General features: G+C 58.9%; 15 protein-coding genes, 3 pseudogenes and 1 other annotated feature. Of the genes and pseudogenes, 13 read left to right on the top strand and 5 right to left on the bottom strand.

From position 1 onward, the window contains the following. Both ISG32_RS18200 and ISG32_RS18195 read left to right on the top strand, forming a co-directional pair. The gene (locus ISG32_RS18200) at window positions 1-1,305 is read left to right on the top strand and encodes a citrate synthase (protein WP_194772447.1); all 1,305 of its coding nucleotides are present in this window, start codon (window positions 1-3) and stop codon (window positions 1,303-1,305) included. Between the two features lie 253 nt (window positions 1,306-1,558). Beyond that, the gene (locus ISG32_RS18195) at window positions 1,559-4,642 is read left to right on the top strand and encodes a M66 family metalloprotease (RefSeq protein WP_194772446.1); all 3,084 of its coding nucleotides are present in this window, start codon (window positions 1,559-1,561) and stop codon (window positions 4,640-4,642) included. Between the two features lie 96 nt (window positions 4,643-4,738). Here ISG32_RS18195 and ISG32_RS18190 read toward each other — a convergent pair whose 3' ends face one another. After that, window positions 4,739-5,746 carry a GlxA family transcriptional regulator gene (locus tag ISG32_RS18190; RefSeq protein ID WP_194772445.1) on the bottom strand — a complete coding sequence of 336 codons (1,008 nt, stop codon included), beginning with the start codon at window positions 5,744-5,746 and terminating at the stop codon, window positions 4,739-4,741. A 196-nt stretch (window positions 5,747-5,942) separates the two neighbouring features. Between ISG32_RS18190 and ISG32_RS18185 the strand changes: the two genes are divergently transcribed. After that, complete coding sequence (locus ISG32_RS18185; protein WP_194772444.1) at window positions 5,943-7,058, top strand: S-(hydroxymethyl)glutathione dehydrogenase/class III alcohol dehydrogenase; 1,116 nt, start codon at window positions 5,943-5,945, stop codon at window positions 7,056-7,058. 7 nt (window positions 7,059-7,065) lie between these two features. Beyond that, complete coding sequence (gene fghA / locus ISG32_RS18180) at window positions 7,066-7,929, top strand: S-formylglutathione hydrolase (protein ID WP_194772443.1); 864 nt, start codon at window positions 7,066-7,068, stop codon at window positions 7,927-7,929. A 54-nt stretch (window positions 7,930-7,983) separates the two neighbouring features. Here the strand turns inward: fghA and ISG32_RS18175 are convergent, their stop codons facing one another. Further along, window positions 7,984-9,108: a PA0069 family radical SAM protein gene (locus ISG32_RS18175; protein ID WP_194772442.1), complete on the bottom strand. Its 1,125-nt coding sequence runs from the start codon at window positions 9,106-9,108 to the stop codon at window positions 7,984-7,986. A gap of 242 nt (window positions 9,109-9,350) precedes the next feature. On the opposite strand from ISG32_RS18175, the gene rnk reads away from it, so the two are divergent. Further along, window positions 9,351-9,767, top strand: a complete 417-nt coding sequence (rnk, locus tag ISG32_RS18170) for a nucleoside diphosphate kinase regulator (RefSeq protein ID WP_194772441.1) — start codon at window positions 9,351-9,353, stop codon at window positions 9,765-9,767. Window positions 9,768-9,856: 89 nt separating this feature from the next. Here rnk and ISG32_RS18165 read toward each other — a convergent pair whose 3' ends face one another. Continuing rightward, window positions 9,857-11,014 (bottom strand): acyltransferase family protein, encoded by a 1,158-nt coding sequence (locus ISG32_RS18165; protein ID WP_194772440.1) that lies wholly within the window; start codon window positions 11,012-11,014, stop codon window positions 9,857-9,859. A gap of 268 nt (window positions 11,015-11,282) precedes the next feature. Then, window positions 11,283-11,400 (top strand) — a sequence feature (AL1L pseudoknot). Between ISG32_RS18165 and ISG32_RS27910 the strand changes: the two are divergent. From ISG32_RS27910 to ISG32_RS18135, 7 genes and pseudogenes are all read left to right on the top strand, one after another. After that, window positions 11,289-11,412 (top strand): annotated as a pseudogene (locus ISG32_RS27910) (IS3 family transposase); the annotation flags it as partial. (Overlaps the previous feature by 112 nt.) Before the next feature lie 494 nt (window positions 11,413-11,906). Beyond that, window positions 11,907-12,113, top strand: coding sequence for a type II toxin-antitoxin system TacA family antitoxin (locus tag ISG32_RS18160; protein ID WP_194772439.1), 207 nt, complete (start codon window positions 11,907-11,909; stop codon window positions 12,111-12,113). Further along, window positions 12,110-14,113, top strand: a complete 2,004-nt coding sequence (zorA, locus tag ISG32_RS18155) for an anti-phage ZorAB system protein ZorA (protein WP_194772438.1) — start codon at window positions 12,110-12,112, stop codon at window positions 14,111-14,113. Before ISG32_RS18160 ends, zorA begins: the two co-directional genes overlap by 4 nt. A gap of 1 nt (window position 14,114) precedes the next feature. Next, a complete protein-coding gene (locus ISG32_RS18150) occupies window positions 14,115-14,822 on the top strand; it encodes a flagellar motor protein MotB (protein ID WP_194772437.1) in 708 nt (235 codons plus the stop codon). After that, window positions 14,816-16,579 (top strand): EH signature domain-containing protein, encoded by a 1,764-nt coding sequence (locus ISG32_RS18145; RefSeq protein ID WP_194772436.1) that lies wholly within the window; start codon window positions 14,816-14,818, stop codon window positions 16,577-16,579. The genes ISG32_RS18150 and ISG32_RS18145 overlap by 7 nt, the downstream gene beginning before the upstream one ends. Further along, window positions 16,579-20,442 (top strand): SNF2-related protein, encoded by a 3,864-nt coding sequence (locus tag ISG32_RS18140; protein ID WP_194772435.1) that lies wholly within the window; start codon window positions 16,579-16,581, stop codon window positions 20,440-20,442. The genes ISG32_RS18145 and ISG32_RS18140 overlap by 1 nt, the downstream gene beginning before the upstream one ends. A gap of 57 nt (window positions 20,443-20,499) precedes the next feature. After that, window positions 20,500-20,889, top strand: a pseudogene (locus ISG32_RS18135) (transposase); the annotation flags it as partial. Window positions 20,890-20,915: 26 nt separating this feature from the next. Here the strand turns inward: ISG32_RS18135 and ISG32_RS18130 are convergent. Next, window positions 20,916-21,827 (bottom strand): IS3 family transposase, encoded by a 912-nt coding sequence (locus ISG32_RS18130; protein WP_194772434.1) that lies wholly within the window; start codon window positions 21,825-21,827, stop codon window positions 20,916-20,918. Window positions 21,828-21,879: 52 nt separating this feature from the next. Here ISG32_RS18130 and ISG32_RS27905 point away from each other — a divergent pair. Further along, window positions 21,880-22,008, top strand: a pseudogene (locus ISG32_RS27905) (IS5/IS1182 family transposase); the annotation flags it as partial. A 248-nt stretch (window positions 22,009-22,256) separates the two neighbouring features. Here ISG32_RS27905 and ISG32_RS18120 read toward each other — a convergent pair. Then, window positions 22,257-23,408: a PepSY-associated TM helix domain-containing protein gene (locus ISG32_RS18120; RefSeq protein ID WP_194772433.1), complete on the bottom strand. Its 1,152-nt coding sequence runs from the start codon at window positions 23,406-23,408 to the stop codon at window positions 22,257-22,259. Between the last annotated feature and the right edge of the window lie 32 nt (window positions 23,409-23,440).

Raw genomic sequence — 23,440 nt, 5'->3', positions numbered from 1 at the left:
ATGAAACTGGCAGACAACAAAGCGACGCTATCGTTCAGCAACGGCAGCCCGAGCGTCGAGCTCCCCGTGTACCAAGGCACCATCGGCCCGGACGTGATCGACATCCGCAAGCTGTACGCCCAGACCGACATGTTCACGTATGACCCGGGCTTCCTGTCCACGGCGTCCTGCCAGTCGGCCATCACCTACATCGACGGCGACAAGGGCGAGCTGCTGTACCGCGGCTACCCCATCGAGCAGCTGGCCACCAACTGCAACTACCTCGAAACCTGCTACCTGCTGCTGAACGGCGAACTGCCCGACGCCGCACAGAAGGCCGACTTCGAGAAGCTCGTGACCAACCACACCATGGTCAACGAGCAGATGCAGTTCTTCCTGCGCGGCTTCCGTCGTGACGCTCACCCCATGGCCGTGCTGACCGGTCTGGTGGGTGGTCTGTCGGCCTTCTATCACGACAGCACCGACATCAACAATCCAGAGCACCGTCAGATCTCGGCCATCCGCCTGATCGCCAAGATGCCGACTCTCGTGTCGATGGCATACAAGTACGGTGTCGGCCAGCCTTACCAGTACCCGCAGAACAACCTGTCCTACGCAGGCAACTTCCTGCGCATGATGTTCGGCAACCCTTGCGAAGAGTACAAGGTGAACCCGGTCATCGAACGCGCCATGGACCGCATCTTCATCCTGCACGCTGACCACGAACAGAACGCGTCGACATCGACCGTGCGTCTGTGCGGCTCGTCGGGCACCAACCCGTTCGCTGCCATCGCAGCCGGTGTGGCCTGCCTGTGGGGCCCCGCTCACGGCGGCGCGAACGAAGCCTGCCTGAACATGCTGGAAGACATCCAACGCATGGGCGGCGTCGCCAAGGTCGGCGAGTTCATGGAAAAGGTCAAGGACAAGACGTCTGGCGTGAAGCTGATGGGCTTCGGTCACCGCGTCTACAAGAACTATGACCCACGCGCCAAGCTGATGCAGGAAACCTGCAACGAAGTTCTGGCCGCCCTGGGCCTGGAAAACGATCCCCTGTTCAAGCTCGCCAAGGAACTGGAAAAGATCGCTCTGGAAGACGAATACTTCGTGTCGCGCAAGCTGTACCCGAACGTCGACTTCTACTCCGGCATCGTGCAGCGCGCCATCGGCATTCCAGTGAACCTGTTCACCGGCATCTTCGCTCTGGCACGCACCGTCGGCTGGATCGCCCAGCTGAACGAAATGATCAGCGACCCAGAGTACAAGATCGGCCGTCCACGCCAGCTGTACACCGGCTCCGTCCGCCGCGACGTTCCAACAAAGCGTTGATCCGCACTCCGGATCTTCAGATCTCCGGACCCACAAAAGCCCAGCGGCCCATGCCGCTGGGCTTTTTTCTTTTCCCGACTGCCTTTCCCGTCTCCACATCCAGCTCTGCACCAGCCTCCGCATCAGCCACTGCAGTGATTCGACTGCATGTTTCACAAGTGACAATTTATTGTATTAATTAACAATTTGGCATAAATGGTGCTTGCCTTGATGGATGCAGCCAGTTTTGGGCTCAGATCAAGGTAACCATTAGATGAACAGTTCGCGTATGCAACGCCTCTCGGTGTTGCTTCTCAGCGTCGCCGCGCTTTGCGCCTGCGGCGGTGGCTCCTCCAGCAACGGCAACAACGCCTGGACCGATCCAACCACCCCTGCCCCCTCCCCCAACCCGGACATCGGCGAAGGCGGCACCGGTGGCGTCTGGCCCGGAACGGGCAATGGCTCAGATTCCGGCAGTGACGGCGGATCCGACAACGGAGGCGGCTCCGGTTCGGACAACGGTAACGGCAACGGCACGGACAATGGAAGCGGCAACGGCTCCAATCCGGGTGACGGCAATGGATCTGGAACAGGCTCCGGTGACGGGACGGACACCGGCACGGGCACGACACCAGCCCCTTCGCCCAGTCCTTCGCCATCGCCCTCCCCGGCACCATCCCCCGCGCCCACGCCGGCACCAGCTCCATCGCCAGAACCCGCTCCCGAGCCGTCTCCATCACCATCCCCCGCGCCTGCGCCCACCCCTGCCCCGGCTCCGTACGCCGAGCCCACGGGCGCGCTGATTCCGCCCCTGTCCGCCAAGGCCTTCTACGACACCGACAGCACGGGCAAGACCCGCACGGTGCGCAATGACCTCGGCGGCTCGCTGCCGGGCATGGTGCAGTTCGCGCAGAGCCACACGGTCGATCCATCGGGCAACGAAGCCAAGGAAATGCCGCGCCTGACGATGTCTCGCGAGGCGATGGTGCTCATCACACCCGATCCTTCGCTGGCCGGCATCACGTCGATGCAGGTGACCGTCTCGCTCAACGGCGCCACCATGGGCACGCTGACGCTGCGCCATCCGGACGCGATCTTCCGCTCCGACTACGCGGGCTCCGACAACCGGCCCGACTATGTGTACTCGCGCCGCGCATGGACCGGCGTGCTGCCATGGCAATGGGTGCAGCCCGGCATGGAGCTGCGCGTGGCGGACAACCAGAGCCGCACCGGCAGCCTGCTCGCGAACGCCATCGACTTCGGTGGCGCGGGCGAACTCGTCGTGCAGAGCGTCCGCCTCGGCATGCTGACGACGCCACCTGTCAGTGATTCTGATCACTGGTTCCGCACGCACCCGCAGGACGCCGCCACCGACTATTTCCAGACCGCCCCGCTGTCCAAGCTGACAGCCGCGTATTACGAAGATGTCACTTTGCCAAAAGTGATGGTGGCCACGGGCGTCATCTACGACAACAAGAGCGCCGGCACCGGCGGCTGGTACGAGGGCGACATGCGCGAGAACACCGCCAAGTCGACCTTCAGCGTGGGCATCAACATGTCCAACTATGGCGTGACCAGCTCCAGCATGGTCTCGCAGAACCAGCCGCAGGCGATCCAGACGGTGACGATCCACCATGCGCGCGGCGTCTACACCAACGGCACCATGCCGCATGGCTACAGCGGCGGCAACAGCATCCTCACGCTGGCGAGCAGTCAGGGCAACGAGTTCAGCCACGAGATCGGTCACCACTACGGCCTCGGTCACTATCCGGGCCAGAGCGGCGACAACTACTTCTGGTCCGCCCACCACCACGACAGCGGCTGGGGCTTCATCGGCCACCGCAAGCGCATGCGCACCGGCATCCAGTGGCGCGAGAGCGTGAGCTGGGGCCTGAGCGGCACACCCAAGCTCGACGCGACCTACCCCTTCGCACCCGACGCGATGGCGGGCGGCTCGTTCTCGAGCTCGCTCTCCAGATACACCCACTACACCGGCTACAGCACCAAGCGCGCAATCCAGCCCGCGCTGTCGACCAAGGCCGTTCCCGACAAGGACGCCGCGAGCGGCTACCGCATGTGGAACGCCTCCACGCGCACGATGGAGGACAAGGCCCCGACGGTTCCAACCAACCAGCCGCAGGTCTGGTACAACGCGGCCAAGACCTTCTCCAAGCCGCGCCTGTATGGCGTGCCGGTGATCACCATCCTCGGCGGCTACGACCCACAGACCAACAACGCGCTGCTCTACGCGCCACTGCGCGGCAACTGGGGCAACGTGTTCCATCTGCCGAGCACGTCGAACATGACCGCCGAGCCGCGCAACTGCTGGCTCGACGTGAGCTTTGCCGCAGGCAACACGCAGCGCATCGCGGTGGCCGGCAAGCGCATGAACACCGAACGCGTCTTCAACGCCAACAAGCTGCACGTGAATCTGGCGCAGGCCGACAAGCCTTCCAAGGCCGTGCTGCAATGCCAGACGCCGGGCTCGGTCATCGACACGCTCTACACGCTCGACATTCCGCAGTACACGACCACCATGCCCGCGCCCGCCATCGTCGGCAAGGAGTACGGCTACTCGGCGCTGCGCGCGATCGAGCTGCCGACGCTGGACGCCGCGCTGCAGGCGCTCTCGGGCAAGAACGTGCTCACGCTGAGCGCAAACGACCGGGTGCTGCTCGACAGCTACCGCGACAACGCGGGTGAGCTCTCCGCCATCGCACGCACGCAACTGCAGCGCTACGACGATCAGCAGACCGTCGGCCAGCGCCTGAACCGCTGGATCAACACCTACTCCAAGGACCTGAACAATGGCGTGCCCGAGGCGCAGACCGCCCTCGTGAGCTTCGTGCGTCAGTTGGGCTTTGCCGAGTCGCCGCTGATCCCCGCCGCGCAAAGCATGAAGATGGCCAAGGGCTACTGCATCCAGAAGTTTGGCGACGGCGTGCGCGTCGCGGGCACGGCGCTGTGCACGGGCAGCACCGATGACCAATGGGTGCTCGACGCGCGAGGCGCCATCCACAGCCGCTCCGATCTGGGTCTGTGTCTGACCGATCAGGGCGGCAACGGCAGCCAGGTCGCGCTCACCGCATGCGATGCCACCAAGGACAGCCAGGCATGGACCGTCAAGGACAACCGCTACTCGCGCGGCGGCCGCTGCCTGGATCTGAACCAGGGCTTCCTCACATCGGACAACACCAACAAGCTGATCACCTACAACTGCTCCGGCGGTGCGAACCAGTTCTGGGGCGGCCTGCTCGCCAGCAACAGCCTGCTGCTGACCCTGCTCAGCAACGAGAACATCGCTTTGCTCGAAGCGGCTGAACTCGCGACCAAGCGCGCCACCGTCAAGCGCTACTGATCCCGCTACGACAAGGGAAAACGAAAGGCCCGGTGATGTTGAATCGCCGGGCCTTTTTCATCGGCTCATCGCTTCATCGTTTCATTGCTTGATCATCTACACGCGGCTGCCAAAGCGCTCACGGTAGGTGTTCGGCGTGATGCCCAGCTGCCTCGAGAACAAATGCCTGAGCGCCTGCTCCGAGCCCAGCCCCGATCGCGCCGCGATGGTCTTGAGCGGCAGGCTCTGGTGCTCTTCCAGCAATTGCTTGGCCCGCTCAAGCCGCGCCGATTCGACGAACGCGACCGGCGTGACTCCGCACTCCTGCACGAACAAGCGGCTCATGTGGCGCTCGCTCATCGCCGCCTGCTCGGCCAGTCGCGACATCGGCAGCGGCTCTTCGAGATGCTGAAGAATCCACTGCTGCAGGCTCTGCACGCTGCGGTGCGTGGTCGACTGGCTTGCCAGCCTCACGCTGAACTGCGACTGCCCGCCCGGGCGCTTGAGGTACATGACCAGATCGCGCGCCACCTCGAGCGCGAGCGCGTGGCCGAAGTCTTCCTCCACCACCGCGAGCGCGAGATCGATGCCGGCGGTCACGCCCGCCGAAGTCCAGAGCGCCCCGTCGCGCACGTAGATCGCGTCGGCATCGACATCAATGCGCGGAAACTTCTGCTGCAGCGCATCGGCCACGCTCCAGTGCGTTGCCGCACGGCGGCCATCCAGCAAACCCGCTTTCGCCAGAAAGAAGCTGCCCGAGCACAGCGATATCAGGCGCTGCACCTGCGGCCCCACGCGCTCGAGCCATTGCACCAGACCTGCGGATTCGTCCAGTACCCGCTCGATATGGCGCGAGCCGACAATGACCACCGTGCAGCCCAGATCGGCGCTGCGCTCCACGTCATCGAGCGAATGCGTGGCCTCGAGCGACATCAGCGTGTCCGAGCGCACCATGCCGCGCTCGGCCGCGACGATGCGCACGGCATAGCCATCGGGCCGCCCCCGCTCGCGCAGGTGCACGTTGGCATAGTCGAAGACCGACATCGGGCCGATGGCCTCGAGCGCCTTGAAACCGGGGTAGACGACCAGATCGACGCGATGCGCGCCTGCGTGACGATGCTCCATGAAACCGCTGCCAGAAATCCAAAGGCGCCAATATAGCGGCGCTTCCACGCCCCGTGTCCTGAAGTGCTTTTGCCATTCAAATCCGGACATATCACACTGGCATACGGACATTGCGAGCCATCGCGCGCGCACGATGTTCTAAAGTAGGCCAATCCATTCCGCTTTCCATTTCGAACATTCATCCGGAGAACCCATCATGAAATCCCGCGCCGCAGTTGCCTTCAAAGCCGGAGAACCCCTGCAGATCGTCGAGATCGACGTCGCCCCGCCAAAGAAGGGCGAAGTGCTCATCAAGATCACCGACACCGGCGTCTGCCACACCGACGCGTTCACGCTGAGCGGTGATGACCCGGAAGGCCTGTTCCCCGTCGTGCTCGGCCACGAGGGTGCGGGCATCGTCGTAGAAGTCGGCGAAGGCGTGACCAGCGTGAAGCCGGGCGATCACGTCATTCCGCTGTACACCGCCGAATGCGGCGAGTGCCTGTTCTGCAAGAGCGGCAAGACCAACCTGTGCGTGTCCGTGCGTGCCACGCAGGGCAAGGGCGTGATGCCCGACGGCACGACGCGCTTCTCGTACAACGGCGAGCCGATCTACCACTACATGGGCTGCTCGACCTTCAGCGAATACACGGTCGTTGCCGAAGTCTCGCTCGCCAAGATCAACCCCGACGCCAACCCCGAGCAGGTCTGCCTGCTGGGCTGCGGCGTGACCACCGGCCTCGGCGCGGTGAAGAACACGGCCAAGGTGCAGGAAGGCGACACGGTCGCCGTGTTCGGTCTGGGCGGCATCGGCCTCGCGGTCATCCAGGGTGCCAAGCTGGCCAAGGCCGGCCGCATCATCGCCATCGACACCAACCCCTCCAAGTTCGACCTGGCCAAGACCTTCGGCGCGACTGACTGCATCAACCCCAAGGACTTCGACAAGCCGATCCAGCAGGTGATCGTCGAGATGACCACCTGGGGCGTGGACCACAGCTTCGAGTGCATCGGCAATGTGAACGTGATGCGCGCCGCACTCGAATGCGCGCACCGCGGCTGGGGCCAGAGCGTGATCATCGGCGTGGCCGGCGCGGGTCAGGAAATCTCGACCCGTCCGTTCCAGTTGGTGACCGGCCGCAAGTGGCTCGGCACGGCCTTCGGCGGTGTCAAGGGACGCAGCCAGTTGCCGGGCATGGTGGAAGACGCGATGGCTGGCAAGATCCAGTTGGCGCCGTTCGTCACTCACACCATGGAACTCGACAAGATCAACGAAGCCTTCGACCTGATGCATGAAGGCAAGTCGATCCGCTCGGTGGTGAAGTTCGAGGCCTGATCACGCCATGACCGCATTGACGCTCGAACTGAAAAACGCGCATGCCTGCTTCGGCGGCGCACAGCGTTTCTACGAACACGCCTCGCGTGAAATCGGCCTGCCGATGAAGTTCTCGGTCTATCTGCCGCCCAAGGCGTTGATGGGCGAGAAGGTGCCCGCGCTGCTGTACCTCGCGGGGCTCACCTGCACTGAAGAGACCTTCATGATCAAGGCGGGCGCGCAGCGTCTGGCTGCGGAGCTGGGCATGGCGCTGATCGCGCCGGACACCAGCCCGCGCGGCGCGAATGTGGCCGGCGAGTCAGATGCCTGGGACTTCGGCGTCGGTGCCGGGTTCTATCTTGACGCGACGCGCGAGCCATGGGCCAAGCACTGGCGCATGGAAAGCTACCTGATGAGCGAGCTGCTGCCGCTGGTCTGCGACAAGCTGCCGATCGATGCCACGCGCATCGGCATCTTCGGACACTCCATGGGCGGGCACGGTGCGCTCACGCTCGCGCTGCGCCATCCCGGCGTGTTCAAGAGCGTGTCGGCGTTTGCGCCGATCAGCAATCCAGTGAACTGCCCCTGGGGCCAGAAGGCCTTCACAGGCTATCTGGGCGACGACACCGCCGCCTGGGCCGCGCATGACGCCAGCGCGCTGATGGGCACGCAAAAGCAGGCGCCCTACCCCGCAGGCATCCTCATCGATCAGGGCATGGCGGACAAATTCCTCATGGAAAAACAGCTCCTGCCCGAGGCCTTCGAGACCGCCTGCGCCAACGTCGGCCAGCCGCTCACACTGCGCCATCAGCCGGGTTACGACCACGGCTACTACTTCATCCAGACCTTCATCGAAGACCATCTCAAGCACCACGCTGAACAGTTGAAGTGAGGTCGCAGGAAGGGGGAAGGCGCGCAGCGACTCAGGGGTGTGCCCCTTCTCAATTCAGAACAGCACACCCTGCCCTCTGGCCAGCGCGGGCCGGTACTGCGAGAGATCGAGTTCCGTGCGCTCGCGGTTCAGGCCCAGCTTTGCGCAGGTCTTGTTGAAACGCTGGCGCAGCAGGTCCGCCCAGATGCCCGAACCCTTCATGCGCGAGACGAAATCACTGTCGTAGCTGCGCCCCGCCATGCGCGCGGCCTCGTCCACGCCATGCAGGTCCTGCACACGGGCCAGCACGCGCGCGGCGCGGTCCGGGTAGTGCTGCTGCAGCCATTCGCGCATGATGTCGTTGAGCTCCCATGGCAGGCGCAGCACGGTGTAGAAGGCAGACTTCGCGCCCGCCTCGCTCGCCGCCGCCAGCACCTGCTCCATGTCCTCGTTGATGAATGGAATCTGCGGTGCCACGCTCACGCCCACCGGCACGCCCGCCTCGGCCAGTGCGCGGATGGTGCGAAGTCGACGATAGGGCGCTGCCGCGCGCGGCTCCAGAATTCGCGCGAGCCGCGCATCGAGCGTGGTGATGGTCACGTAGGCCGCCACCAACTTGCCATGCGCCAGTTCGGCAAGCAGATCGAGATCGCGCTCCACGCCGCTCGACTTGGTGATCAGCGAGAACGGATGGCGCGCCTCGCGCATCACTTCCATCACGCCGCGCGTGAGTTTCAGTTCACGCTCCACGGGCTGATAACAGTCCGTCGCCGAGCCGACGTTCACGATCGTCGGCCGGTGCGTGGGCGATGACAGCTCCTTGCGCAGCACCTCCGCGATATTGCGCTTTGCGATGATCCGGGTCTCGAAGTCCAGCCCCGGTGACAGGTTCAGATAGCTGTGCGTGGGCCTTGCATAGCAGTACACGCAGCCATGCTCGCAACCGCGATAGGGATTGATCGACTGCTCGAAAAAGATGTCGGGCGAATCATTGCCCGAGAGCGCGCTGCGCGCCTCTTCCAGAATCACCTGCGTGGCAGGGGCCGAACCGGCAACCGCCGCATCGCCCTCTTCGCCACCGCCCCACCAGACGTCGTCCTCCAGCTCCCGCGTACTCGTTCTGGCAAAGCGATGAACTACCTGCGTGGCAATGCCTCGGCCCTTGATGGGCGGCTCGGGTTTGCGTGAGGGGATGTTCATGGCGATTGGATGACTGTTTATTTATACAGTAATTTATCCGCCATCGATGGCATATTCAAGCCTTTGAGCCCTTGAACCTGCTTGCAGCAGGGTCAGCCCAAACCGGTCCTGAAATTGCGCAATGGTGCAACGGTCAACCGGTTGACCATCCGCCGCCGTGCGACATTGCACGTTTTGCGCCAATAGCGGATAGAGTGGGAACCTTTTTCGTCTTCAAACTGCTGACTCAAGGAGGTGCAGACATGGTCACCCACAAACCACCCATCACGCTGTCCTCGCTCGACGTGGATCGCATCGAAGCACTGCTGGCCGCCATTCCCGCCAGCGCTCTGCCTGGCAAGGCCGAACTGCAGGCGGAACTGGACCGTGCGGACATTGTCGCGCCCGAAGAAATGCCGCCCAACGTGGTCACGATGAACTCGACCGTTCAATTCGAAATCATGGAAACCGGCAAGGAATTCGTGCTGAGCCTCGTGTATCCACGCGACATGGACGGCAGCGCCGACAAGATCTCGATCTTCGCGCCCGTGGGCTGCGCCCTGCTCGGTCTGTCGATCGGCGATGAGCTCGCCTGGCCCGGCCCCGGCGGCAAACCGATGACGGTGCGCGTCAAGCAGATCATGTTCCAGCCCGAAAGCGCGGGCGAGCTGCATCGCTGATCGCCGCACGGACGACTCCAAAGCAAAAAACCGCAGTTCACGACTGCGGTTTTTTTCATGGTGACGATGAATGTGAACGTGCCAGCGGATCAGCCGATCCAGTGACTGGCCAGGGCCACGCCGCCGCCCGCCCCAATCAAGCCGAGTTGCCAGCGCAACGCTGTGGACCAGGTCGGCACATGCTGCTCCACCTTGAGGTACAGAACGCGTCCCGCGAGCACCGACAGCGCAAACGCCGCCACCATCCCAAGCAGATGCAGGATGGGGTAGTCCGGCACCCACTGCGACACCACTGCGTTGACCAGCAGGCAGATCGAAAAGTGGATCAGAAACACCGAGTACGAAATGCGGCCCAGACTCTGCAGACGCGCAGTGATGGGCTCAAAGGGCTTGGCAAGATCGCCGAGCAGCAGTTGCGCGTGCGTCGTGCCGTCTTCGCGCGCGGGACGCATCACCACCATCAGCACCAATGCGGCGGTCATCGCCACGGCGATGCGGCCACGGAATTCAAGCCACAGCGCCGCGCATCCGACCACGCCGATCAACATGAACCACATCGTCCAGCGCGTGGAGCGCGTGCCCCAGAACGCCATCATGCCGAGCCCATATGCGCCCCAGAAGTAGACACCCCACATGTCCCAGTCGGACACGCGATTCGCATACAGCAGCGATGCGCAGACTCCGGCCACCACAAATGCCTTGGTGACGCGCGCGCGCATCGGCTCGGAGAGCTTGAGCGTACGCATCGCCGCGAACAGCAGCACGGACATCACGAAAAGCTGAAAGTCGATGGCCACATACCAGACGCCCGCCGACAAGGCTTCTTCGCCCACGACGTCCTGCAGCAGGAATGCATTGGCGATGAGCTGAGGAATCGTCGGCTCGCCCGGGACTGAAGGGTGATCCATGATCGAGCGCACCAGATCCGACAGCAGCACCGCCACGATCAACGCAACGGCATAGGGAACCACGAGTCGGATGAAGCGCTTGCTGACCTGTTCGGGCGCATTGTCAAAGCGCGCAAGCCCCTTGGGCGCGAGGCTCGCGGCGGCCAGGTAACCGCCAAGCACCAGAAAGATCTGAACAGCCATGCGAGCGTATTCGCTCAGCCATTCGATGGTGCCAGGCAGCAGAGGCTGGGCCACATCGGACATGGGGCCGTAGAACGCCAGGTGATGCCAGACGATGGCAGCACAAGCCAGCCCCTTGATGCAATCAATGGATGCGTTTCGCTTTGCGGAAGACATTGGTGTGTTTTCTTGTAGTTCCGGCCGGACAGGAGCACTGGGCAACCCGGCAAAGGAGCGATTGTCCGCCTTTTGCAGGAAAGCTGCTGATGGCAACGACACCCAAAGTTTCGCTGCCGCCCCACGCCATCGGCCTTGTCCGGTCTGAAAACACCGAGGCATGGGGTGCCGGCCTGATTGCTGGCCGATACCTTGTACAACGCGAGAAAGCGCAATTTGGTTTACTTGGGGTGCTGCCTGGCACATAGCAGCCGGTTGAATCCCAAAGTGCGTTTTTCGCCCATGCAGAGCTCGACCGCCGGCTGAAATCCGAAAGGGTTTCATCGACAAGCCTTCGTGATATGGTCGAGGTCGAGCCGATTTGCAAGGTGCTTCAGATCGCCCCGTCGGCGAATCGTTGACATCTACATCCCGTCTGGCAAGGCTGGTTGAATCTGGCCTTCGTCACCAACATGTTCCAACGCCGCATCGAGGGATTGCGGATGATCCGTTCAACGATACGGACTTTGTGTTCGATGAGTTAAAACAGGCCTTGCCTGCCCAACAGCCCGAATGCGATGCCGACCAGTCCTGTCAATCATCGTGAGTTAACCACCAATCGAGGCCATCGGGCATATCCCGCCAGCAGAAGCTGAGGCAAACTTCTATCTGCAACTCCCCAATCAGACCACTGCAGTGGTGGCCTGACGTAAACCAAACAGCCTCCTTGAAACTCGGGGCGATTCAATCAGGAGTCTAGCCCCCTTCGTAACGTTGCACGTCTCATGCGCATCTGACGAACTTTTCGCTGCCGGTGGACTCTTCTGGTTCTAAGAACCCTAACCTGTGTCAAGGGGAGCGCTCGAGTGTTACGATGTGTATCGCAAAACGCTATACATGGAATGCCTTGAGCATGGAAGCAGAAAAGACCGTAGGTATTAGTTTCAGGATAACTCCAAGGATGAAGCGCATGCTTCACGCTGCCGCGGAGCATGAACGTCGTAGCCTCACCAATTTTTTCGAAATCTTGGTCGAAGACTACTGTTTACAGCATGGCATTAATGGCCAACAAGGTGGCGGCCCAGATGCGGTCGTGGTCACAAGGGAAAAATTTGAATGAATTGGGTTTCTAAGGCGCTTGGGGATATTCACCCGTCTCTCTCCTCTCTCCAAGGCGTACCGCTGTACATCTTTCTCATTGTTGTTGTCCTGACACTTATTTTTCTTCTGGGGTATCTCATCAAAGGTACCCAGGTTTGGTGGCAGTTGAAGTCTGCAGTGCGAACGGTGCAGTCGCTGCGTACCAGTAAAGCGGGGCCCAAGCCTGAGACAGTAGGCGCGGCTTTTCGAGGAGAGCCACTGAAGCACCTGTGGGAAGAGTACGCAGACACCTTGCATGAGCTTCGCAAGGCTTCCTCCGGAGGGATGGTGTTGACTGAAGTCCGCGCCACCGTTCCTGCCGAGAGCCTGTTCACCCGCGAAGTATTGGTTGATAGCCGGCTGTTCGACGATTTCACGAAGCACTTGCCAGGTGTACTGACAGGCCTCGGCATCATTGGTACTTTTGCCGGCCTGCTCGATGGACTTGGGAAATTTGACCCATCCACTACAGCTAGGGCCGTCGAAGGGCTTGGTCCCTTGATGAGTGGGGTTCAGCATGCCTTTGTCGCCTCAGGGGTAGCGATTGCCTGCGCCATGGGCGTTGTGTTCATTAGCCGGCTGACTTTGGCGTATCTGTACCGACTGGTCGAAAAACTCACCCACGGCATTGACAGCCTGTATTCGACTGGAGCTGGCGAGGAGTATCTCGCTAGGCTTGTCAATTCGTCCGAACAAAATGCAGCCAGCACTGCGCAGCTCAAAGATGCACTTGTTGAGGACCTCAACAAGATGATGACCAACCTGGTTGAGCGCCAAATTGCTGCACAACAGATGGTGACCCAATCGCTCGGTGACCGCATTGGTGAAAGCATTTCTACTGCCCTGGCAGAGCCCATGAAGCGCGTCAGCGATGCGATGGAGCAGACCAGCCGTGCGAATGGTGAGCATGTGAACTCCATGCTGGAGACGGTTCTGGCCGGCTTTATGGCCAAGTTGGAGGATACGTTCGGCGGCCAGATGCGTGGCATTAACGAACAAATGCAGCGCTCGATGAATTCGATGGGCGCGGTGCAGGCCTCTTTGCAGGGCTTGCTATCCGACATCAAATTGACCAATGAGCACGCGGCTAACCAGATGAGCGGAACGCTCGAAGACGCGATGAAGAAGGCGGCTGACAATCAACAGCTGCTCACTGACCAGATGCGTGAATTCGTACAAGACTTCCGTAAGTTGGTGACTGAGGAACAGAACAAGTCCAAGCAGGTTTTGGACGAGACCGTTATGAAGGTTCTTGGAGAAGTTGCGATTGCGATGGGACATTTGGAGGATTCGCGTAAAGCTTCCGCCATTGAGGAGTCGGGCCGTAACAAACACTTGGCTGATCAAACGAACCAGCTGGTGGGGGGCTTGTCTTCTCAAGTCAATACCCTTCTCAGTTCGGTGTCCGACCAGGTGAGTAAGACTCAGGCCAATATTGATGCCTTAGGAAAGGTTTCGTTACACGCTATCGATGGTATGAACCAAGGCGCCTTGACGATGGGAAGTGCTGCTCAAAGGTTTGAAACCGCAGGCGGTACCGTTGCCGCTGTATTCGACCGGTCCAGCAAGGTGACGGACACACTCGCCACAACTGCGGCTTCGCTACAGGCTGCCTCCAATGCGGTGCAGCGTGGGTTTGAGCAATACGACTCTACTCGCCGGACGGTTGACACCCAAGTTGCGGCCCTTATGGGCTTCATCGAAGCGGCCAAGGCCGAGGCTGGAATTTCAGAGAAGCTTGTAGCTAGCATGAAGGAAAGTGCTGAGTTGATGCGCCAATCGAGCGCTGATGGCCGCGAGCACTTGGATAAAGTCAATGATGCATTACTCAAAGCGTTTACCGACTTTGGCTCGTCAATGCTCTCTCAGGTTAAGTCCACCATCGCAGCAACTGACCGCCATCTTTCCCAGGGTACGGGCCATCTTAATGGTGTGGTTCAAGAGTTGGCACAAGCAGTGCAGCGCATGAAGAAGGCTTGAGATGCTCAACCGTCTCACCATTAAACGCGGGGAAAAAACGGAGGGGGAAAGTCCCTTCTGGATTTCTTTTTCCGACCTCATGTCTGCACTTATGGTGCTTTTTCTTGTGGTCATGGCAGTAACGCTTGTCGCGGTCACCAAAAGCGTCTCGGCAGAAGAGGAAGCCAAGATTCAGCGCGAAAAGGATATTCGTGCAGTCATGTCTTTGATTCGCCAAGAATCAGCCGAAAAAAATGTCAACGTAGATGAGTCCACGTATCGAATCGATTTGGGTGAAATCGTGAGATTTGATAGTGGAACTTTCGATATCAAGCAGGATGCTGCCCGTTTCCTGCGGGGATACATTCCTGTCCTGCTTCGAGCCAAGTCCACTCCCCCTGGACAAAAATGGATGCGCCGCGTTGTCGTTGAAGGCTTCACTGACCAAGATGGTTCGTATCTTTACAACTTGGGTCTTAGCCTGAATCGCAGCCGTAGCGTAGTTTGTACTTTGTTTGCCAAGTCGAGTGGAGATGAGGTCGCTCTATCTGAACATGAGCTTCGGCAAATTCAAGACCTATTTCTGGTGGGCGGGTATTCATTCAACTCGATTCGCAAAGACAAGGCAGCGAGTCGACGCGTGGAACTGAAAATTGAGTTTTGGGGCTTGGATGAAAAGAAGCCTGAAGAAAGTGGAGTGCTCAGCAGCAAGGAGTTTGGGCAATGCTAGCAGCCGAAGCGCTTAATCGGTTGAACCGTGGTCTGACTGCTGCGCTGGAAACCATGGGCTTGACTTCTGGCCCATTCGGTTTGCCACACTTGGTCGAAAAACCTGCAAAGGATGCGGAATTGCTGTTCCAAGGCTATGCAAAAGCTCAGGCGAATAAGGAGGATGCTTACGCTGCAGCGCGTGCATTTTTGCGCGGCCAGCCACTTGACTCTTGGCAACGAGACCTTGTTGCTTCGGCCGTAGCAACACCGATTCGTGAGCAATCCAATGCAATTGTTTTAGAGACTAAGCACTTTCCGTCACTACTGGCCTCATATGAGGAGGAAGCCGCTCGAGGTGAGCTATGGCGGCTTACATGGCACGGCCTGCTGTATTCCTATTTCAACTACACCCCAGTTGCAAACGCCCCAGAGGGTGGTGGCCGAAATGGATGGGAGGCGCTTCGGTCATTTCTCGAGCGTACATGGCCGCTTCTCGACAAGGAAACAGGTACCTCGATGGTTCCCGATTGGGTTGCAGTTCTGCGGCGAGAGCCAGAGGTGCTGACGACCAATCCGGTTACGAAGTACGCAAAAGCCTATCTCGCGGGTGATACCGAGCCGGCAGACCGGCTGGCTGCTGACCTAGGTATCTCGCCATCAAGCTGGTTTTGGAGCGCATTGGTTCTGGGCGCTGTTCGGAGCGCAACAGCCGCCAAGGATGTCGAATTCATGCGCTTGGTGCCAAGGCTGCTTTCTCTCATTGACGGACACCCAGGCTTTCGAGATGAGGCACTTGAGCTTGTGCTGGTTCGGTATCACGCCTGCCAGAACCCCGTGCCCGACGAACAGTTACGGGACTATGTTGTGGGCCCACATGTGTGGAAGAACCCAAAGCTGAGAGGCGCGGGTATCGCCACTGCGTGGAATCGCGTACCAGAATCTGTTTGGATGATGGTGTTGGCCTGGGTCAACGAGCGCAATCTAAAAGACTTCTTTGACATCTTGGCGTCGAGAAATCAAGCGGATGAAGGTCGCTTGGCTTTTTGGTCAAAGTACATGAAGCAGATTACGTGGACGCGGCTCTTGTTTAGTGCTGATACCATGTATTTGAAAAACACAAATGAAGCCATTCGTGACCTCATTGCGCGAGAAGCTGGTGCTTATGCGGAATTGACATCCAAGCGTGATGTTGACGCATTCATGATGCAAATCGGGCCGTACATCATTGTCGAGTTCAGTAAGACAGGAAACGCGTGCTACGTCTATAAGAACGATGCACTGCCCTATGACCGATTTGCACGCTACTACGGTGGCGGTACGGAAGACTTGGCGTCCGGATACTACGGAAGAGATAGGCGTGCAGCTCGCATTCTTCACCACTCTGGATGGGAGTACCGGGCGGAAGAGGACCTGCGGGCGCTTGGAATCGTGCCGGACACACAAAAGGGCTCTCGTCGAACAGGGCATATAGTCGTCGGCTATAGCTCCACGCCCAGTTCCCGTGATGCAGTCTCGACATCATCGTCGTCGGTATCTCGTTCAACCTCTGACCGCGGTGGAAAACAAGCACCACGAGGCGCGACGTTCACGATGGGCCGCCTGGAAGACCTAGTCAAGGGGTACCGTGGTGCATTTATCAAGGACAGTCGTGGCCCCAGCGGTGGACGCCTTTGGGTTGAAGACCCAAGTCAGGCCGCATCATTGGCACGTGAGCTTTCAGCACTTGGCTTCAAGTGGGCCGCAGCGCGTGCGGCGTGGTATTTCCCGGAGAGGTAATGGGACTTTTTGACATATTCAGGCGTTCTCCTGCGGGCTCGTCTTCCAAGACTGCGTTGGCCACGAATTGGACAGCGGAAGGTGTTGTCGTTAAGTTAGCCTCGCCACTACCAACTCCTACGGCAGAAGCCCTTCAGGATACCTTGGCGCAAGCGGGTGCAGCAGATACAGTGCTTGGCGTTTATCTGGCACAGCTTGCCATGGAGGGGCTCTGCGAGATACGTCGTGACAGCGTGATGCTGCCTTGGGGGCGGGTCTATGAGATATCGGAGAACCCAGAGCATCAAGGCATGGTGCAGCTTCTGAATCTGCCGCAGCTAGGCGCATTGAGGCCTATCCTGTCGTGCAGTGGGACGTTGTCAGATGCCTCGTTTGAGATTGAGGTGGCTGGCTGGGCGGACGCTGAGCAGTCCGTGAAGATTGAGCAGATTGACGGTGCTGTTGCGATAGTCGGAGGAAATCCTCAGCTGTTGAACCGCGCTGCCTGGACCACAGTCGACGAGATATCAAAGTTCCCACGCCGCGATGCTTCTGCTAGAACGCAGCACGAGAACGAGTTGGCGTGGGGCCGAATTCGTAGCACCGCTGACCAAGCCGGAGCCCTGTATGCGACGTCTTATCTTGAGACAACCTACGTTCTGACGCCGCAGACTTTGCGTTTGCCAGTGTCAAAGGAAGAAACGTCGTTCGGCCGCGTGCTTACGGTGGCGCCAACTTTCCAAGGGGCACCCGACGGCTGGCTCAAAGCTTTCGATGGCTTCAACGCTGTGCAGCCGCACTACGACATGACGCGCGGAGCTGGGCGAGTGCGTGTTGTGATTTCTGAGCCTGTACGTAAGGTGCTCGAGGTCGTGAAGCGCGAGATGCCTGGGCGTCGCGTTGCGGGCAGTCGTGCGGAGAAGTTCATCCACAATCCCTTCGCATTCTTAGGCGACGCTGCACATGATGTCATTGACGAAAAAGAGTTCGAGGCTGGCCGGGCAGAACTTGGAGCTGTAGCTGCAATCTTTAACGTAGTCCCGCGGATTGAAGATGGTCGCTTGAATGCTGTCGACCTGTCAGTGACGGAGCATTTTGGCGATGGCGCTGTACGGCATAACACCAGTGCATTTAAGGACCAGGAACAGTTCGCAGAGTTTGTCTTGGCTTTGGAGCAGGCCTTGGTGGATGACAGGGAATACTTCCCATGGGAAGAGTACGACCTGACCATTGATGCTGAAGCTACGACGCAGTTGGAGCAAGCACAGCAACTTCTGAGTCTGTGGAAGGCGCAGCCAAGTGAGCGGATTTCGTTTGAAGATATTTACGAGCTGGAAGGCTACAGCGGACGCATTGAAGGTATCGGCGTAGCCAAGGCTATTTATATTCCGGTCTTTCAACCGCCAAACAAAGACGGTGAGCAAGAGAATGGCTGGCTTCCCCAAGAGCTGACACCGATGGTGCGTGTGAGTCTGCCACCCCACGAAGGGGCGGTTGTAATTCCCTTGTCCGTGGAATGGGTCGATGAGTTCCGTCGCGATGTATTGAACGCTGAGCAGAGCGGGGCCTCTGATGTCACCAACGTGAATCTGCCGACTCCTGTTGCGACTGCGGATGCAAGGAATTTGCTCGATGGTTTTACATCGATGCTTGCTGCAGCGGATAGGGTAAAGGGAGATGGTTTGGGAGCAGGGCCTACGGAGCCGGCACGCCGTGAAACTTTACTGCTCAAGACCAACTTCAATGCAGTGAACTACCAAGAGTCCGAAGAGTCGCGTCGAGCCTCGCTGACGCTCCCGCTGGGAGCTTCTGCAGTGCTTCCCTGCTGTCTGCGCGCAGGAATTAAGCTAAAGGCACACCAGTTGCATGGCGTGGCATGGTTTCAGAATCTCGTCTCAAAGGGCCCATCGGCGTGCCGTGGTGCATTGCTTGGTGATGACATGGGGCTGGGAAAGACCTTGCAGCTGTTGTCGCTCCTTGCTTGGTACTACGAACACAATCCGAACGCGGCGCCGTCCATCATCTTTGCGCCCAAGAGCTTGCTCGAGAACTGGGCAAATGAGGTTAAGAAGTTTTTCACGCCTTCATTCCCCGACGTTTTGGTTCTTTATGGCGAAGAGCTGAAAGCACTCAAGCAGCCGGCAGGACTCATCGACGAGCAGGTTCGTGCAAACGGCATCATCGAACTCCTGAAGCCCAAGTGGGTCGGGTCTTCCAAGCTCGTTATCACGACGTACGAAACACTGACCTCGTATGAGTTTTCGCTTGCTCGGCAGCCGTTCTCTTTTGTCATCTGCGATGAGGCGCAGCGTATCAAGACTCCCGGTACGTTGGTGACTTTGGCCGCCAAGAAGCTGAAAGCGGACTTTCGCATTGCCTGTACGGGAACGCCTGTAGAGAACTCTCTTGCAGACCTGTGGTGTTTGTTTGATTTCGTTCAGCCTGGCTTGCTTGGAGCTCTTGAGGAGTTCGGTAAAACCTACCGCCGTCCTATCGAGTGCGATACCGATGAGCAAAAGGAATCACTTGTCCGTTTGCAAGGAAAGATTGCGCCTCAGACGCTTCGGAGAACCAAGGCTGACATTGCTGCTGAATTGCCAAAGAAGTATTTCGCGCATAAACGCGTGGATGAGAAAGAGCTTGGCTTCAAGCAGCACCCAGAGGTGCGAGACCGGCTTGAGATTGCTATCACTGACTACCAACGCACCCTCTACATGGGAGGGCTGAAGAAGCTGCAGGACGCAACGAATGAGACGGATGGGCGTAAGCGCGCTCGCCTGTCCTTTGGAGCACTTCACTTGATGAAGGCGGTCTGTGCTGAACCATATTGCTTGCCGGGCACGAAGTTCTTGCTGGATGGTCGTGGCAAGGATGCGCATCTGGCTAACTCTCCCAAGATGCACTGGCTGTTAGAACAGCTGGAGAAGGTGCAAAAGAGTGGACAGAAAGCCATCGTGTTCACGGAGCTGCGAGAAGCGCAGGCCGCTCTGTACTATTTCCTAAGGGAACAATTCGGCATCAAGCCATTCATCATCAACGGTGACTCCCAAGGGCGACAAGGCTACATCGATAAATTTTCAGCAAAAGACGGTTTTGACGTCATTATTCTCTCCACGCTCGCGGCCGGCGCAGGACTCAATGTCACCGCGGCGAATCACGTCTTTCACTTCACTCGCATGTGGAATCCGGCGAAGGAGTCGCAGGCGACGGACCGCGCTTTCCGGATAGGGCAAGAACGTGATGTTTTTGTCTACTGTCCGACTATCGTTGCTGATTTCGAGACGTTTGATGTGCGGCTCGATGAGCTGATGAAAAAGAAAGCAGGTCTCGCCGATAGCACGCTTGATAAGGATGCATTGGTTTCTATGCTCAATGGCGTTGGACAGGATGCATCCCTTACTGACCTAGTTGGCGGGGAACACGGCAAGGGTGCAATGCTTCCGAAGCGGTTTTTGACCATGGACGACGTGGAACGGATGGATGGTTTCGGTTTTGAAGTCTTGTGCTGCTTGCTGTGGAGTAGGCGAGGTTACATAGCCAACATTACGGAAAAACGGGGTGGCGACGGCGGTATCGATGTGGTCGCTATCAACGGTAGTGAAGGCGAACTCATCCAGTGCAAAAGCTCGAAATCAGCTGAAGTGGGCTGGGATGCCGTGAAGGAGGTCGCGGCAGGAGCAGCTAGGTACCAAACTCGTTTCTCCGGAACTCGGTTCAAGAAAGTTGCAGTCACGAACCAGGGCTTCACCAGCGGAGCTTTTGAGCAAGCTGCGGCAAACCAAGTGCATTTGGTGACGCGTGCCCATATAGAGGAATGGCTTGGAGCCAAGCCAATTTCTAACTATGAGTTCGATGAAGCGCTTTTGGCGGAGGCTGATAGATAAAGCAGGGCCTGTCAGTAATTTCGTGTTTGGGGCATAACTTTCACTCAAGGAGTGTCTATGCCTCGCAAACCAAGAACCCAACCCGCAATGCTGCCGGAGATTCCTGCCGAGCTACTGGAGTCGTTCGGTAACGGCCCAATGACGGCCCAAGTCATCAATGCCGCGTCCTTGGCCTTCAAGAAGGCTTTGATCGAACGAGCCCTGGCCGGCGAGATGAACCATCACCTGGGTTACCCAGCCGGCGCAATCAAGCCTGACGCTGTAAGCAATCAGCGCAACGGCAAGGGAGCCAAGACGGTGTTGACCGAGGATGGCCCGATCCGCATTGACGTACCTCGTGACCGCGAGGGCAGCTTCGATCCACTGTTGATCCCCAAGCACGAGCGTCGCTTCACAGGCTTCGACGACAAGATCGTCGCCTTGTATGCCCGGGGCATGACGGTACGGGTGAATCACACCGGGTTTGGTGGAGGCTAGATTGTTGAAGTACAGGCGTCAGCCTGCACAGGTTTTGCAGCTCGCTGCCGCCAGTAGTTTGCCTCAGCTTCTGCCGGCGGTATATGCCCTATGGGCTCCAGTAGTCTGGTGTGGTTAAACCAATGCAGCCACTGCAGCGTTGCCAGCTCCAGTGATTCACGCGTTTTCCACGGCCCACGTTTGTAGATGACCTCCGTTTTGTACAAACCGTTGATAGTCTCCGCCAGGACGTTATCGTAGGAATCACCTGTGCTGCCTACAGATGGCATGAGCCCCGCTTCTGCCAAACGCTCGGTATAGCGCACTGAAACGTATTGACCACCTCTGTCCGAGTGGTGAATCAGTCGGGACTCTTGCTGCGGCTGTCTTGCGTGCAGCGCTTGCTCCAATGCATCCATCACAAAATCGGTCCGCATGTGGTTGCTGACTCGCCAACCCACAATCCGGCGGGCATAGACGTCAATCACAAAAGCCACAAACATCTGGCCTTGCCATGTCGAGACATAGGTGAAGTCAGACACCCAAAGCTGGTCTGGGCGCTGTGCTTTGAACTGGCGATTGACCAAGTCCAGTGGACATGGCCGGGCTGCATCGGGCAGAGTGGTTCGGAACTTCTTGCCTCTGCGCGCTCCTTGCAGCCCAAGCCTTCGCATCAGGCGTTGCACGGTACAGCGGGCAATTGGCAAGCCCTCTCGGTGCATCTGCTTGCAGACTTTGACGACCCCGTAGACCTGCCAATTGGCATGCCAGACACGTTGAATATCGCTACAGTGCTCGGCATCGGATTGGCTGGGCGCAATGGATTCACAGGCCGCCCATAACGATGAATAGCTGGAGCGGCACTCCTGCACCAGGCGGACTGCACGTTCACGCACTTCTGGCGAGAATTTATTGGCTTTACTGTTCATGACTCAATCCTCTCAAAGGGTTGAGCCTCCATTAAACACGGTGTGATTCAGGGTGGTTGAGCGCAGCTTTGCGTGGTTGGAGAAGAACAGAAGGTTGTGGAAGAACTGCGAGCGGTGGCTGAACACCAGCTTGCAGTTTGTCCATCTTGCCTTCTTGGGCCTCTTGCTCAGAAGACTTTGAACACGTTCTTAGGGTCGCCAACTCCAGTTCGCTGGCGAATTGGGTCCACGTTCCTTTGTGCACTAAGAAGTTCTGCAGGATCTCCGATGAATGTCCGCTAACGGCGTCGGCAGTCATTGGAGCCCTAACGCTGGATTGCTGCTCCCAGCCTGTAGCAGATGCTGAGATCACAGCTGCACACAACGAACTCACAGTTTCGGCAGGGTTGTTCAACGGCCCCGAAGACATGGGCAAATGAACCCGCTTGTTCATAGTTTCCGACGCACATGCTCATATCCACGATTCACATGCTTACGCGCCTTGCGTCTGCGCCACCACAGCCAAACCCCGCTGATGCCGAGGCCCGCCAGCGCCAAGCCGTTGAGGGCAGCCACAGTTTCCAGGATCACGCCTCCTAGCTCGCCAGTGTGCAGCGGATAGGCGATGGCCACGGCACCCGCACCGGGATCCATCTCATTCCAGCGCTGCGTCGCCAACACCGCGCCGGTACGCGGGTCCAGCCAGACCGAGCTTACGCCGTTAGGATGCGGCTCGTCATTGGCGCGAAACCGGATACGCATGACCTGCCTGGCATCGGCCGGCACTTGCACAAAGCTGATCTGCGCATCGGGCATGGCGGCGCGGGCGACTTCTACCATTGCATCGAGGCTCGGTGGCTTGGGCAATGGTTTGTCCGCATCCACCTGCAATGCGGGCAGCTTAGGCGCTTTGATCGGAGTCGTTTGGCTGACAAAGTTGAGCACTTCGCCCAGCGGACGCCAGGCCAGATACGCGCCAGTGATGACGGAGACCGCGATCAGCAGTCCCATGACGATGCCGCCGATGCGGTGCAGATCAAACAAGGCGCGCACCAGGCTTTTGTTCAGCTCGATATGCCAGTTGCCGGGCCAGCGCTTGGGCCACCACAGAATCACGCCGGTGACCAGCAGCAGCATGTAGATGAGCGCTACCCAAGCCAGAATGATTTTGCCGGTGTCGTCCAACAGCAAAGTACTGTGCAGTTTGAACAGCGTATTGACGAAACCATCGGTCTCACCACGGCGGCCCTGTTCCTGAGCGGTGACGGGGTTCAGGTAAATCGTGCCGCGCCAGTCACCCGATTGCACTCTCAACCACAGGGATTCACCGTCTTGCTGCGGTAGTTTGAACCGCATTGAGACATTGGCGCCGAATTCCTCGTGTACGGCAGCAACGATCGGTGCGAGGGCTGCGACACGGTTTGAATCGCTTGCAACGCTCGACGTAGACTGTGCTTGAAAGAGCTGTGGATTCAGCCAGCGATCCAGCGGCTGGCCCACCACGAGCATGGCTCCTGTGAGTCCAGCCAATATCAATATCCAGCCCAAGCCGAGAGCAAACCAGCGATGCAGCCGCAGCCACAGAGATCGAAGAACAGTCATTAGGAGTTCAGTCGCGGCTGGATTTAAACATC

Origin of the sequence: Diaphorobacter caeni, from assembly GCF_015354245.1 — a bacterium.
Classification (GTDB): Bacteria; Pseudomonadota; Gammaproteobacteria; order Burkholderiales; family Burkholderiaceae_C; genus Diaphorobacter_A; species Diaphorobacter_A caeni.
This window is presented reverse-complemented; position numbering and strand designations above follow the sequence as displayed.

Excerpts from the sequence above, each read along its gene's own strand:
- ISG32_RS18175 (WP_194772442.1), bottom strand. The coding sequence starts at position 9,108 with ATGAACATCCCCTCACGCAAACCCGAGCCGCCCATCAAGGGCCGAGGC.
- ISG32_RS18190 (WP_194772445.1), bottom strand. The coding sequence starts at position 5,746 with ATGGAGCATCGTCACGCAGGCGCGCATCGCGTCGATCTGGTCGTCTAC.
- fghA (WP_194772443.1), top strand. The coding sequence starts at position 7,066 with ATGACCGCATTGACGCTCGAACTGAAAAACGCGCATGCCTGCTTCGGC.
- ISG32_RS18200 (WP_194772447.1), top strand. The coding sequence starts at position 1 with ATGAAACTGGCAGACAACAAAGCGACGCTATCGTTCAGCAACGGCAGC.
- ISG32_RS18165 (WP_194772440.1), bottom strand. The coding sequence starts at position 11,014 with ATGTCTTCCGCAAAGCGAAACGCATCCATTGATTGCATCAAGGGGCTG.
- rnk (WP_194772441.1), top strand. The coding sequence starts at position 9,351 with ATGGTCACCCACAAACCACCCATCACGCTGTCCTCGCTCGACGTGGAT.
- zorA (WP_194772438.1), top strand. The coding sequence starts at position 12,110 with ATGAATTGGGTTTCTAAGGCGCTTGGGGATATTCACCCGTCTCTCTCC.
- ISG32_RS18120 (WP_194772433.1), bottom strand. The coding sequence starts at position 23,408 with ATGACTGTTCTTCGATCTCTGTGGCTGCGGCTGCATCGCTGGTTTGCT.
- ISG32_RS18160 (WP_194772439.1), top strand. The coding sequence starts at position 11,907 with ATGGAAGCAGAAAAGACCGTAGGTATTAGTTTCAGGATAACTCCAAGG.
- ISG32_RS18130 (WP_194772434.1), bottom strand. The coding sequence starts at position 21,827 with ATGAACAGTAAAGCCAATAAATTCTCGCCAGAAGTGCGTGAACGTGCA.
- ISG32_RS18195 (WP_194772446.1), top strand. The coding sequence starts at position 1,559 with ATGAACAGTTCGCGTATGCAACGCCTCTCGGTGTTGCTTCTCAGCGTC.
- ISG32_RS18185 (WP_194772444.1), top strand. The coding sequence starts at position 5,943 with ATGAAATCCCGCGCCGCAGTTGCCTTCAAAGCCGGAGAACCCCTGCAG.
- ISG32_RS18140 (WP_194772435.1), top strand. The coding sequence starts at position 16,579 with ATGGGACTTTTTGACATATTCAGGCGTTCTCCTGCGGGCTCGTCTTCC.
- ISG32_RS18150 (WP_194772437.1), top strand. The coding sequence starts at position 14,115 with ATGCTCAACCGTCTCACCATTAAACGCGGGGAAAAAACGGAGGGGGAA.
- ISG32_RS18145 (WP_194772436.1), top strand. The coding sequence starts at position 14,816 with ATGCTAGCAGCCGAAGCGCTTAATCGGTTGAACCGTGGTCTGACTGCT.